The sequence below is a fragment of the Streptomyces sp. NBC_01341 genome (genome assembly GCF_035946055.1).
Lineage (GTDB): Bacteria > Actinomycetota > Actinomycetes > Streptomycetales > Streptomycetaceae > Streptomyces.
Genome location: NZ_CP108364.1, coordinates 5,258,980 through 5,271,914, shown reverse-complemented (window position 1 = coordinate 5,271,914; position 12,935 = coordinate 5,258,980). Strand labels below are relative to the sequence as shown.

General features: G+C 73.2%; 12 protein-coding genes. 10 read left to right on the top strand and 2 right to left on the bottom strand.

Going from position 1 to position 12,935, the window contains the following annotated elements; translation table 11 throughout:
- Positions 1–43: 43 nt before the first annotated feature.
- Positions 44–1,081: an ABC transporter substrate-binding protein gene (locus tag OG206_RS23160; protein ID WP_327119119.1), complete on the bottom strand. Its 1,038-nt coding sequence runs from the start codon at positions 1,079–1,081 to the stop codon at positions 44–46.
- A gap of 192 nt (positions 1,082–1,273) precedes the next feature.
- Between OG206_RS23160 and OG206_RS23155 the strand changes: the two genes are divergently transcribed.
- The 6 genes from OG206_RS23155 (at position 1,274) to OG206_RS23130 (ending at position 6,832) form a co-directional block, all read left to right on the top strand.
- Entirely contained in the window at positions 1,274–2,761 is a 1,488-nt protein-coding gene (locus OG206_RS23155) for a hypothetical protein (protein ID WP_327119116.1), read from the top strand.
- Between the two features lie 155 nt (positions 2,762–2,916).
- Positions 2,917–3,063 (top strand): hypothetical protein, encoded by a 147-nt coding sequence (locus OG206_RS23150; protein ID WP_327122472.1) that lies wholly within the window; start codon positions 2,917–2,919, stop codon positions 3,061–3,063.
- A gap of 185 nt (positions 3,064–3,248) precedes the next feature.
- Positions 3,249–4,214 (top strand): ABC transporter ATP-binding protein, encoded by a 966-nt coding sequence (locus OG206_RS23145; protein WP_327119114.1) that lies wholly within the window; start codon positions 3,249–3,251, stop codon positions 4,212–4,214.
- The gene (locus OG206_RS23140) at positions 4,214–4,936 is read left to right on the top strand and encodes an ABC transporter permease (RefSeq protein WP_327119112.1); all 723 of its coding nucleotides are present in this window, start codon (positions 4,214–4,216) and stop codon (positions 4,934–4,936) included. Before OG206_RS23145 ends, OG206_RS23140 begins: the two co-directional genes overlap by 1 nt.
- 143 nt (positions 4,937–5,079) lie before the next feature.
- The gene (locus OG206_RS23135; protein WP_442805958.1) at positions 5,080–6,174 is read left to right on the top strand and encodes a sensor histidine kinase; all 1,095 of its coding nucleotides are present in this window, start codon (positions 5,080–5,082) and stop codon (positions 6,172–6,174) included.
- Between the two features lie 25 nt (positions 6,175–6,199).
- Complete coding sequence (locus OG206_RS23130) at positions 6,200–6,832, top strand: response regulator transcription factor (RefSeq protein ID WP_327122371.1); 633 nt, start codon at positions 6,200–6,202, stop codon at positions 6,830–6,832.
- A 3-nt stretch (positions 6,833–6,835) separates the two neighbouring features.
- On the opposite strand, the gene OG206_RS23125 is transcribed toward OG206_RS23130, so the two are convergent.
- A complete protein-coding gene (locus tag OG206_RS23125; protein ID WP_327119110.1) occupies positions 6,836–8,350 on the bottom strand; it encodes an MFS transporter in 1,515 nt (504 codons plus the stop codon).
- A gap of 259 nt (positions 8,351–8,609) precedes the next feature.
- Between OG206_RS23125 and OG206_RS23120 the strand changes: the two genes are divergently transcribed.
- The 4 genes from OG206_RS23120 (at position 8,610) to OG206_RS23105 (ending at position 12,863) form a co-directional block, all read left to right on the top strand.
- Positions 8,610–10,148: an MFS transporter gene (locus OG206_RS23120; RefSeq protein WP_327119108.1), complete on the top strand. Its 1,539-nt coding sequence runs from the start codon at positions 8,610–8,612 to the stop codon at positions 10,146–10,148.
- 152 nt (positions 10,149–10,300) lie between these two features.
- A complete protein-coding gene (locus OG206_RS23115; RefSeq protein ID WP_327119106.1) occupies positions 10,301–10,957 on the top strand; it encodes a class I SAM-dependent methyltransferase in 657 nt (218 codons plus the stop codon).
- Positions 10,958–10,978: 21 nt separating this feature from the next.
- Positions 10,979–11,866: an N-acetylmuramoyl-L-alanine amidase gene (locus OG206_RS23110; RefSeq protein ID WP_442805884.1), complete on the top strand. Its 888-nt coding sequence runs from the start codon at positions 10,979–10,981 to the stop codon at positions 11,864–11,866.
- Between the two features lie 175 nt (positions 11,867–12,041).
- Positions 12,042–12,863 (top strand): DUF5336 domain-containing protein, encoded by an 822-nt coding sequence (locus OG206_RS23105; RefSeq protein ID WP_327119104.1) that lies wholly within the window; start codon positions 12,042–12,044, stop codon positions 12,861–12,863.
- The last annotated feature ends 72 nt before the right edge of the window (positions 12,864–12,935 follow it).

The window sequence follows — 12,935 nt, the reverse complement described above, 5'->3', positions numbered from 1 at the left end:
GGCGGCGCGTCACGAATCGTTACTCGCCTCGCCGCTCGGCCCGCTACTTGACGAGGTCGGCGCGCAGGTCGTCGAGGACGAGATTCGCGGAGCTGACGCCCAGGCCGAGGTACCAGGTCTCGTCGGAGACGTCCTTGGCGTGACCCGCCTTGACCGCGGCGAGGTTCTTCCACAGCGGGTTGGCGCGGGCGGTGTCGCGCTTGGTGGCCTTGGCGTCGCCGTAGACCCCGGTGAAGATCCAGTCGGCGTCGGCCTGGTCGATGTTCTCGGGGCTGATCTCCGCCGCCAGGTCGTCGATCTGCTGGTTCTTCGGCCGCGGGATGCCGACGTCCTGGAGGATCGTGCCGATGAAGGAGTCCTTGGCGTAGAGGCGGATCTTGTCCGGCAGGTAGCGGACCATGGAGACGGTCGGCTTGTCGGGGCCGATGTCCTCACCGAGCTTGTCCGCCTTCGCCTCGTAGGCGGCGAGCTCGGACTTCGCCTTCGCGGTCCTGTCGAGCGCTGCGGCGTTAAGGAGGTAGTTCTCCTTCCAGGTGAAGCCCGGTCGGATGGAGAACACGGTGGGGGCGATCTTGGACAGCTCGTCGTACTTGTCGGCCGCGCGCAGCTGGCTGCCGAGGATCAGGTCCGGCTTCAGGCCGGCGATGGCCTCCAGGTTGAGGCTGTTGATGGTCCCGACGCTGACGGGGTTCCCTGCCTCCTTCTTCAGGTAGGACGGGATGGCCGCGTCCCCTTCCGAAGGGGCGTAGCCGACGGGCTTCACACCGAGTGAGACAACGTTGTCGAACTCACCGACGTCCAGCACGACCACGCGCTGGGGCTTCGACGCGAGCTTCGTCTTCCCCATGGCATGGGTGAGGGTGCGCGGGAACACGCCCTCCCCGGCGTCCGTGCCGTAGCCGGCGGTCTTCTTCGCCGCGTCCCCGAAGTCCTTGCCGCCCGTGGCGACGGCGGCCTTCTTGTCGGCACCCGCGTCACCGGCGGCGGAGCCGCCGGAATCATCAGCTCCGCACGCCGAGAGGGTGAGTGCGGCGGCGACCGCGAGACAGGCAGCGGCGGTGCCGCGGCGTCCGAAGGACATGGTGTGCTCCAGTTCGGGACGTGCACAAAGAATACTTAGGAATGCCTAACCTTAGACCCCCTGCGAAAGCACGGCGACACCCGTGTTCGCAGGCGAATACGAACATCGGCACCCTTATGTGTGAAGTGCTGGGGCTCGTGTTGTCCGGCGGGGGCGCGAAACCTAGCTTCGGTTGCCGGAGGTGACCGAGCCATGACTGCCTGTGCCATCGAGATCAACACCGCGGGGGCCGCCCGTGCCGCCGCGACGACGGAACCCGGACCCGGGCCCGTGGAAGCGGCCGCGCCGGCCGCGTCGGAGACACCCCGCGCCGCGGGTACGTCCGACGAGGGCGCGGATCCACTCAGAGTGGGCGCGTCCGACGACGGTCCGGGCGACGGGGACAAGCCAGGACCGGCCGTCGGGTCCGCTGCGTACGCCCGCCTCGTCGGGAACGCCGCGCCCGCCGGACCGGACGGCCGGGGTGTCCCGGACACGTCCGCGGAAGAGCCCGTCCCGCCCCGTCCCCCGGTACCTCCGGTGCCGGCCTTCCCGCCCGGCCCCCCGGGCGGGAAGGCGGAGGCGGTCGAGGCGCCCCCGCGCGCGGTCCCGCCGGTGCTCACCATCGCCGCCGACCGCTCGTACGCCGCACGCCTCACGGCGGCCGACACGGAGGCGGCGGACCCGGCCTGGTTCCCCGAGCGCTGGACCCTCGGTCCCGAGCCCTACGCCGTCCCGCTGCCCCTCGGGCAGCCGGAGGAGGCGGACTCCGACGTGCTGCCGCTCTCGGACGGGCGGGTCCTCATCCGGCGCCGGGTGGCGGACCGGCACACCTTCTCGCTGCTCTACCCGACGGGCCCCGCGACCGGTGAAGTGCCCCTGGGCGCCCTCGAATGCGAGGACCTCACCCTGCTCCCCCCGCCTCCGGACGGCATGAGCGCCTACGCCCTGGTGCCGGGCGACCGGTCCACCGGCGTCTGGCTGGTGGCGGGCGGACCCTTCGGCCCCGAGCACGTCGCGGACGTGGCGGGACGCTGTTCGGGCGGCGCGTGGCTGGACCGTGAGGGACGGCTCCTGGCCCTGGACCGGCAACTGCCCGGCGGCGGGCCGGTGAAGGCCGTCGCCGTCGACCTGGAGCGGGGCGGGGAGGTGACACCGCTGCTGCAGATCGCACCGGACAGCGACGACCGGCTGCTGCTCGCGGACGCGGACAGCGGACTGCTGCTGATCCGCTCCGACGCGCCCGGCCACGACCGTCTCGGCTGGGGGGTGCTGGGCAGTTGCCTGCCGGTGCGCTTCCCCGAGTGCCTGCACCCGGCGGACGTGGCCGTGACGCCGATCGCCGTGCAGCCCGGTCAGATGCTGATGCCGGAGAACTGCGCGGTCGCCCTGCGGCTCGACGGCCCGGGCGGCAGTTGGGTGGGGCTCTGGCGCCCGGCCGGACGGCGGATGCATCACGTCGCGGCTCCGGAGGGCTGGCTGGCCGGCGCCGGGTTCTGGAGCCGGGAGGGGACGCTGCACCTGCCGTACGCGCAGCCCGGGGCGCCCTGCGGAGTGGCGGTGGCACAGGCCCCGGCGGAGGAACCGCCTCAGCTGATCACGACCGGAGCGCAACCGTCCGCGGCGCCCGCGCCTCCTGGAGTGTGCAAACCCGTCCCGCTCGGTCAGGCCCCGCTCACGGGCAGCACGACGGCCGGCTGACGGTCCGGGCCGGCCCGTACACTCCGGCCCGGGCTGCGCAGCCGTACGCGCGGACAGCCGACTGCGGTGACCGTGCCTGCGGAGGCGGGTCCGCGATGTACATGCAGGCGATTTATACGGGGTGAAGTTCCCAGATGTCCGAGGACCGAACCGACATGAGCCAGACGCGTCCGCAGGGTGCGGGGCAGGGCGACGACGGCTCCGGAAAGCACCGAGGGGGCGCGTCGGCGGAGAACGCCGCCGCGCAGCCGCGCGGCCGCCACCGCCGTCCTGCCGAAGGGGGTGGCAGCGCGGCGGCCTGAGAACCGCGCCGCAGGGCACACGAGGGCCGTCCGGGCCGCGGGGCCGGGGCGGCCCTCGCCGTTCCCGGCGCCCCGGCCCGCCACCCGATTCTCCCCAACTCGGTGCGGAGCCAGGACATTTGTCACGGTCCAGTCCGTACATGCGCCCCTGTCGGGACGGTCGCCGACTCCGTAGCGTGGTGGGTATGACACAGACGACGGACACCACGACCGGGCCCGCGGCGGTCTTCGCCGGGGTGGTCAAGACGTTCGGGAGGGCGGACCGCACTGTGCGGGCCGTCGACGGCCTGGACCTCACGATCCGGCGCGGCGGGACGGTCGCGCTCCTGGGCCGCAACGGTGCGGGCAAGTCCACGGCCATCAGCCTGCTCCTGGGGCTGAACGATCCCGACTCGGGCAGCGTGCGGCTCCTCGGCCGCACCCCCCGCGGCGCGGTGCGCGCCGGGCTGGTCGGCGCGATGCTGCAGGACGGGCGGCCGATCCCCCGGGTGACGGTGCGCGAGCTCATCGCCTTCGTCGCGTCCACCTACCCGCGCCCGCTGCCGGTGGCCGAGGCCGCCGCCCTGGCGGGGGTGGCGGAGTTCGCGGACCGCCGGGTGGACAAGCTCTCCGGCGGCCAGGTGCAGCGGGTGCGCTTCGCCGTGGCGCTGGCGGGGGATCCCGGTCTCGTCGTACTGGACGAGCCGACCGCCGCGCTGGACGTGGAGGCGCGCCGCGCGCTCTGGGACTCCATGCGGGCGTTCACGGCACGTGGCAACACCCTTCTGTTCTCCACCCATCACCTCGAGGAGGCCGACGAGCACGCCGACCGGATCGTGGTCCTCGACCGCGGCAGGATCGTGGCCGACGGGGCCGGTGAGGAGATCAGGCGGGCGGCCGGCCACCCCGTGGTGTCCGTCGACCTGGCCGGCCGCCCGGCCGGGGAGCTGGGGTTGCTGCCGGGTGTCGTGGGCGTCGAGGTGCGCGGAGGGCGCGCCTCGCTGCGCAGCGAGGACTCGGACGCGACCGTGACGGCGCTGGCCGCGCTGGGGGCGGTGCGGGGGCTCAGGGTCGTCGGGGCGACGCTGGAGGACGCCTTCCTCGCCCTGACCGCACCCGCCGGAGCGGCCGGAACCGCCCGCCGTGACGAGCAGCCGAAGGAGGCCGTCTGATGTTCGCGTACGTCGTCCTGGAGGTCCGCCGGACCCTGCGCGACCGGACGTTCCTCGTCTTCGGGGCGGGCATGCCGGTCATGATGTACCTGCTCTTCACCAACCTCGGCGGGGCCGGCGACGACACCGGCTGGAAGGCCGCGTCCATGGTCGGCATGGCGGCCTACGGGGCGCTCGGGTCCGCGATGGCGATCGGCACGGGCATCGCGTCCGACAAGTCCCTCGGCTGGCTACGGCAGTTGCGGATCACACCGCTGGACCCGGGCCGCGCCGTCGCCGGCCGTGCGGTCAGCGGCGTCGTGACCGTCCTGCCGGCGATCCTGGCCGTGCTGCTGGCCGGCGGGCTGGTCAACGGCGTGCGGCTCGCGGTGTGGCAGTGGACCGCCCTGGCGCTGCTGCTGTGGACGGGCTCCCTGCCCTTCACCCTGCTCGGGATCGGAAACGGCTACCGGCACACTCCGCAGGGCACGGGGGTGGTCAACGTGGCCTGTCTGATGGGGTTCGCGGTCCTGGGCGGCCTGTGGTTCCCCCTCACGGAGTTCCCCGGCTGGCTGCGTACCGTCGGGGAGCTCACCCCCGCCCACGGCTTCGCGGAGCTCGGCCGGGCGACGGTGGCCGGGCACGCGCCGGCGGTGGGTCCGGTCACGCTTCTGGCCGGATGGATGCTCCTGTTCGGGGGGTACGCCATGATCTCCTACCGTCGGTCCGCCCGGACCGAGTGATCGGAGCGACCGTGACCCGTACGGGAAGAGATGACCCCCGTCCCCGGATCCCCCGCCCCCGGATCCGCTGTCCCCGGATCCGCCGTCCTCGCAACCGCCGCCCCGGGAACCGCCGCCCGGGGCCTCCCGGGCCCTATGCCCTGCTGCCCTGTCTGCTGCTGGGGCTCGGCGCGTTCTCCAACCTCTGGCAGGGCGAGAGCCCGAACCCCTGGGTCGGCGGCATCGGGCTCTTCGCCTTCAACACCCTCTACATCGCGGTGGTGTTCAGGGGATTCGACCGCAAGAGGCGGGAGAGCGCGACCTCTTACGCGCTGCTGGCCGCCATGGCGGTGATCACCTTCGGGCTGGCCATCGGCTACGGCGGCGGATGGCTGTTCTTCTTCCCGCTGCTCTCGCTGGCCTGCGGCACGATCCTGCGGGGCCGGTCTCTCGGCGCCGGACTGCTCCTGCTCGCCGGGTGCGCCGGGTTCGTCGCCGCCTGGCGCGGCGACCACGTCTCGGAGCCCTGGACGATCGGCTACGGGACGGTGATCTCGGGCGGTGTGACCGCGGCGCTCCTCATCCTGTCGGAGACGGTGATGGAACTCCGCGCCACCCGGCAGGAGCTGGCCCGCGGCGCCGTCGAGCAGGAGCGGCTGCGCTTCTCCCGGGACCTGCACGACCTGCTCGGGCACACCCTGTCCGTGATCGTGGTGAAGTCGGAGGCCGCCCGCAGGCTCGCGCCCCACGACGTGGACGCCGCACTCGAACAGGTTCGTGACATCGAGTCCGTGGGGCGCCAGGCCCTCACCGAGGTCCGCGAGGCGGTGACCGGCTACCGGGAAGGAAGCCTCGCCACGGAGCTGGGGCGGGCCGCATCGGTGCTGACTGCGGCCGGGGTCGAGCCGGTGGTGCGGCATTCGGGGCCGCCGCCCGGCCCCGGGAGCGAGGCGCTGCTGGGCTGGGTGGCGAGGGAGGCGGTGACCAATGTCGTCCGGCACAGCGGTGCGACACGCTGCGAGTTCGCACTCGACTCCACCGCGGGACGGGTCCGGCTGACGGTCACCGACGACGGCGTGGGGCCGTCGCCGGACGCGGGCCGGGCCGACGGGACCGGTCTGAGGGGTCTGTCGGAACGACTCGCCGCGGTGGGCGGCTCGCTGGAGTCGGGCCCCGGTCCGCACGGCGGTTTCGTGGTGACGGCGCGGCTCCCCGCGGACGACGCGCGGCCGGGTCACACCCGGCCGGACGCGTGCTGAGCCCTACCCTGAGCCCGTGAACGAGATGCCGCGGGACCACCGCCCGGCCAGGTCCGTCCGGATCCTGCTCGCCGAGGACCAGGGCATGATGCGCAGCGCGCTCGCCCTGCTGCTGGGTATGGAGCCGGACTTCGAGGTGGTGTCCCAGGTCGCCGCCGGGGACCGCATCGTGGAGTCGGCACTTGTCTCGCGCCCCGACGTGGCCCTGCTGGACATCGAGCTTCCCGGCCGGAGCGGTCTGGACGCGGCGGCGGACCTGCGCGAGGAGGTCCCGGAGTGCAGGGTGCTGATCCTGACGACGTTCGGCAGACCGGGGTATCTGCGGCGGGCCATGGAGGCGGGGGCCGCGGGGTTCCTGGTGAAGGACGGCCCGGTCGGGGATCTGGCGAAGGCGATCCGGCGGGTGCTGACCGGCGAGCGGGTCATCGACCCGGCACTGGCCGCGGCGGCCCTGGGTGCGGGGCCCAGCCCGCTGACCGGGCGGGAGCGGGACGTACTCAACGCGTCCGTGGACGGTGCCACCGTCGCGGACGTCGCGGCGAAGCTGAACCTGTCGGCGTCGACCGTACGGAACTACCTGTCGTCGGCCATCGGCAAGACCGCCACCCGCAACCGCATGGAGGCGGTGCGGGCAGCCCGGCAGCAGGGCTGGCTCTGAGTCCTACGCCTTGTCCAGGCCCTTCACGGCCTTCGCACCGGTGTGCGGCGCCTCCGTCGGCTCGCGGGCGGGCGCCCCGGCCCGACCGCTCCCCCGCTTTCCGGGGTGCCCCGGCAGCCACAGCAGCATCATCACTGCCCCGGCCACCAGCACCATGGCGGACGTGCGGAAGGCGAGGGCGTATCCGGCGGTGATCTCCGCCGCCCCGCCGGAGCCCGCGGTGCGGGCGGCGGCGACCGTGGAGAGCACGGCGAGGCCCAGCGCGCCGCCCATCGTGCGGGACGTGTTGATCAGGCCGGAGACGAGCCCGGCGTCGCCCGGCGCGGCGCCCGAAGTGGCGAGCGAGGCCAGCGGGGTGGAGGCCAGCCCTGACCCGGTCATCATCAGCACGCCGGGGAGGCAGACCGCCGTGAGGTAGGAACCGTGCACGCCCATCGTGGACTGCCAGGCGAAGCCCGCGGCGGCGATGAGGAAGCCCAGCACGGTCAGCGGCTTTGCACCGGTCCGTGCCATGATCCCCGGCGCCGCCTTCGCCGCGACGAAGACGGCGACCGAGCTCGGGACGAGCGCGAATCCGGCCTCCAGAGGCGTGTAGCCCAGCACGTTCTGGGCGTAGACGGTCATGAAGTACCACATGCCGAAGGTCGCCGAACCCAGCAGGAGCATCGAGACGTTCGCCGCCGAGACGGCCCGGACACCGAGCACCCGCAGGGGCATGAGCGGGGCCGCGGCCGTCGCCTCCACCCGGACGAAGAGCCCGAGCAGCGCGAGCCCGCCGCACAGCGGCACCAGGGTGCCGGCGGCGGTCCAGCCCGCGGCCTCGGTCTGCACGATGCCGTACGCCGTCGTGGCCAGTCCCGCCGTGACGAGCACCGCGCCCGGCAGGTCGACCCGGCGCCGGTCGCCCGTGCGGCCCTCGGCGAGCCACAGCGCGGCCCCGGTCAGGACGAGGGCGCCGACCGGTACGTTGATGAGGAGGACCCAGCGCCAGGAGAGGGCGTCCGTCAGCACCCCTCCGACGAGCCCGCCGGCCGCTCCGCCGCCCGCGCCGACGGCCATCCAGGTGCCGATCGCCCGGGTCCGCGCGGGGCCTTCGGGGACCGCCGCGGTGAGGAGGGTGAGCGTGGCCGGGGAGAGCACCGCAGCGCCGAGCCCCTGCGCGGCGCGGGCGGCGAGCAGTTGCCAGCCCTCCTGCGCGAATCCGCCGGCCAGCGAGGCCGCGGTGAAGAGACCGAGGCCGGTCATGAATATCAGCTTGCGCCCGTACAGGTCCGCGGCCCGCCCGCCCAGCAGCATGAAACCGGCGAAGGCGATCGCGTAGGCGTTGACGACCCACTGCAGTCCGGAGGCGCTCAGGCCGAGGTCGCTGCGCATGGACGGCAGCGCCACATTGACCACGGACACGTCGAGGACGACCAGGAACTGGCCGGTGCAGGCGGCCGCGACCACGGCCCAGGTGCGGGTTCGCGACCGGGCGGGCAGCAGGGCGGGTGGGGAGTCGTCAGCCATGGATGTCATACTCGCAGGCTGCACGTGCCCCGTACATCGGTTTCGGGTCCCACCCGGGCCGGGACGCGGGACGTAGGACCCGCCCCGGCCGCACGGGGCCGGAGACTGCCGGCACATCCCGTTCCGTTACGTCGTGTTCACCGGAATACGGCGTGCGTACGGAAGCGTTCACTGTGCACACACTTGGCGGTCGGTGCTGCCCTCGGCGCGCTCCCGCACGCTCCACCCGTCTTTCCTTCCGCTTTCCCCTGCCCCGGAGGCCACACGCATGCAACGGACGACGAACGAACAGCCGGCCGGGGAGCACGCCCCCGATCCGCACCGGGTCCGGGGCGGCGTCGTCCCCGTACTCGCGTTCGCGGGCATCACCGTCGCGGTGATGCAGACCCTGCTCGTCCCCGTCATCAAGGACCTGCCGGCCCTCCTGCACACCGACCCGTCCAACGCCACCTGGGTGCTGACGGCGACTCTGCTCGCAGGCGCGGTCGCGACCCCGATCATGGGGCGGCTCGGTGACCTGTACGGCAAGCGCCGCATGCTGCTCGCCAGCCTCGCCGTCATGGTGGTCGGCTCACTGATCTGCGCCTCCACCGACGACCTCGTGATCATGATCGTCGGCCGGGCGCTGCAGGGGTTCGCGATGGGCGCCATCCCGCTCGGGATCGGCATCATGCGCGACGTGCTGCCGCGCGAGAAGCTCGGCTCCGCCATGGCGCTGATGAGCTCCTCCATAGGTGTGGGCGGCGGACTCGCGCTGCCCGGCGCCGCGCTCGTGGCGCAGCACGCCGACTGGCACACCCTCTTCCTCGGTTCGGCCGCGCTGGGAGTGCTGGCCATGGCCATGACCGTCCTCGTCGTGCCGGAACCGCCGCTGCGCGCCCCCGGGCGCTTCGACCTTGTCGGCGCGCTGGGGCTCTCCCTCGGCCTGGTCAGCCTGCTCGTACCGGTGACCAAGGGCGCGTCCTGGGGGTGGACCTCACCCCTGACCCTGGGTCTGATCGCCGCCGCCGTGCTGATCCTGGTGCTGTGGGGACTGTTCGAACTGCGCAGCAAGACCCCGCTCGTCGACCTGCGCACCAGCGCGCGCCGCGAGGTGCTGCTCACCAACCTCGTGTCGGTCATGGTCGGGGTGGCGTTCTACGCCGTCTCGCTGGTTCTTCCCCAGTTGCTCCAGCTTCCCGCGTCGACCGGTTACGGTCTGGGGCGGTCGATGGTCGTCGCCGGGCTCTGCGTGGCGCCGCTGGGTCTCACGATGATGCTCGTGGCCCCGCTGTACGCCAGGATCTCGGCCCGCCGCGGCCCCAAGATCTCCCTGCTCCTCGGCATGGTGATCATCGCGATCGGTTACGGCGCGGGACTCGGCCTGATGAGCGCCGCCTGGCAGACCATCGTGATCGCGGTGGTGCTCGGAGCCGGGATCGGACTCGCCTACTCCTCGCTGCCGGCTCTGATCGTCGGTGCCGTCGACGCGTCGGAGACGGGTGCCGCGAACGGCCTGAACACACTGATGCGGTCGATCGGCACGTCGCTGTCCAGTGCGGTGATCGGGATGGTGCTGGCCAACACCTCGACGCGGGTGGGGTCGGTGAACATACCCACCATGGAGGGCTTCAGGATCTCGTTCATGATCGCCACGGGTGCGGTGCTGATCGGCCTGGTGCTGGCCGCGTTCCTGCCGGCCCAGCGGCCGGGGCGCCCGGTGCTGCTGGCCGGCAGTGCGGGTGACGGGGCCGCCGCGGAACCCGCACGGGCCGTCGGGGCAGTGGCCCCGGCCGGTGCCGGCGAGCTGCGGGCCTCGGCCACGTAACGGGCGGGCGGCCCGGAGCGGACCGGCACCCCGACCCGACGGTGCCGGGGCGGGCGGCCCGTGACACCCGTACGCCCCCGCCGGTCCGCACGGCGCGGGCGTACGGCACGATGGGACGCCGTCCGATCCACCGCCCCACCAGGAGGAACCCCGTGGCCGCCGAGTCCGCCGTCCGACCAGAGCCGGATGTTCTCGCCGCCTTCGAGGCCGCCAAGGGCTTCATGCCGGTCCACGAGGGCCTCGCCCTGTACTCCGCGGCGGTGGAGGCCGCGTCCCTCGGTCTTCCGCTCCTGGAAGTCGGCACGTACTGCGGGCGGTCCACGGTCCTGCTCGCCGCCGCGGCCCGCGCCGCCGGCGTCACCGCGCTCACCGTCGACCACCACCGGGGCAGCGAGGAACAGCAGCCGGGGTGGGAGTACCACGACCCGTCCGTGGTGGATCCCGCGCTCGGGCTGATGGACACACTGCCGTCCTTCCGCCGGACGCTGCACGCCGCGGGTCTGGAGGAGCACGTGGTGGCACTCGTCGGCCGTTCCCCTCAGGTGGCGGCCGTGTGGGGTGGCCCGCTCGGATTCGTCTTCATCGACGGCGGGCACACCGACGAGCACGCGAACGGCGACTACGAGGGCTGGGCCCCCAAGGTCGCCGACGGCGGGCTGCTCGTCATCCACGACGTGTTCCCCGACCCGGCGGACGGCGGACAGGCGCCGTACCGGGTCCAGCAACGCGCCCTGGCCTCAGGGGCGTTCACCGAGATCTCGGTGACGGACTCGCTGCGGGTGCTGCGGCGCACGGGGCCGGGGATCTGAGGGCACGGATAGCATCTCGACGTGCGCCACGACGACTTCACCGCCTCCCTCCCGCGCCCGCGTGCGCGCCGCAGGACCGTGTTCGCCGCCGCGGGCCTCGCCTGCGCGTGCCTGACCGTCTCGGGATGCGGGGGTGACGGCGGGCCGGCGCCCGGCGCGGACCCCTCGGCGGCGCGCTCCTCCGACCCGGTCACCCCGGAGCCGTCGCCGGCCTCCGGCAAGCCCCTTCCCCGCGGGCCGCTCACCGGCCGCACCGTGGTGATCGACCCGGGCCACAACCCCGGGAACCGCGACCACACGCGGGAGATCAACAGCAGGGTGGCCATCGGCACGGGGCGCAAGGAGTGCGACACCACGGGCACGGCCACCGACGCGGGGTACGCCGAGGCGCGGTTCACCCTGGACGTCTCGCGCCGCCTGCGCACGCTGCTGGAGAAGCGGGGCGCGAAGGTGGTGCTCACCCAGGACGGCGACCGCCCCTACGGACCGTGCATCGACGAGCGGGCCCGGATCGGCAACGGGGCCGGGGCCGACGCGGTCGTGTCGGTGCACGCGGACGGTTCGGCGCACGGCAACCGCGGCTTCCACGTCATCCTGCCCGCCGCCGTGCGCGGAGGGGGCGCGGACACCTCGGGGATCGTCGTCCCGTCCCGTGAACTGGGCGAGCGGATCGCCGGGAATTTCGCACGCGTTACCGGAAGTGCCCCCTCCAATTACATCGGCGGGGATACCGGACTGGACACGCGCAAGGATCTCGGCGGCCTGAATCTGTCGACCGTGCCCAAAGTGTTCATCGAATGCGGCAATATGCGTGATCCTGACGACGCCGCTCTGCTCACCAGCGCGGACTGGCGTCAGAAGGCGGCTCTCGGCATTGCCGAGGGCGTCGGCAGCTTTCTGAAGAGGTAGTTCTGCGGTGATGGTGGCGACATTGGGGGGATAGCCGGTCCGAGGTCCGGGCAGCCTCACCACGCACCCGGGCAGACGATACATTCATCCGTACGATGGGGGCCGCCCCCGAGCTTCGCGCCGTTCCCGCGGCATCGACGACCGCCCGACGAGACGACCGACTAAGGACCTTCACGTGAATATCCGCTCCCTCTCCCGAGGCGACGGCGTGGTGATCGGAGCAGCGGTCGTGCTGTTCATCGCCTCTTTCCTCGACCTCTCCGGCTTCGACTGCCCCTCGGGCGTGGACTGTTCCGGCTACAGCGCGAACGCCTGGGACTCGCTCTCCCTGCTGATGGGCATCTTCCTGGCCGGCGTCATCGGCGCCGCGCTGCTGATCGTCAGCCGCGCCGTGCCGGGCCGCAAGGTCGCCGGTTTCGAACTCGGCCAGTTCGGCGCCGCGTTCACCGTCTTCTCCTTGTGGACGGCGTTCTGGACGATCATCGACGTCCCCGACGCGGGCGCCGGCCTGATCCTCGGGCTGCTCGCCACCCTCGTGCTGGCCGGCGCCGCTGTCGCCACCCCGTTGGTCCCCGCCCTCAAGGGGCCGCTCATGGGCGCTCCCCGTCCGGCGGCGCAGGGCGTCCAGCCGACCTACGGCCAGCAGCCGGCCCAGGGGTACGGATACCCGGGCCAGCAGCAGTTCGGCGGCCAGCCCGGCCAGCCGCAGCCGTACGGCGCGCAGCAGGCGCAGCCCGGGCAGCCGGAGCAGCAGCACGCGGCTCCGCAGGCCCCCCAGGGCGGTGGGGCACCGGCCGCCGACTTCACGCCGTTCTGGTTCGCGGTGCCGGTCGCACGTCCGCTGTACGGCGAGGACGGCTCCCCCAACCCGATCGCGGAACTCGCCCCCGGCACCTGGTACCTCGCGGTCGAGCAGCGCGGTCCCGGGCTCATCGCCCAGACGCAGGACGGCCGTCGTGGCCTGCTGCAGGACACCACGGGCATCCAGCGCGGCTGATCCGTCGCGAGCAGAGTGGCCCCCGCCGTCCGGCGGGGGCCACTGCCGTTCCCGGACCGGTGGCGGCCCCCG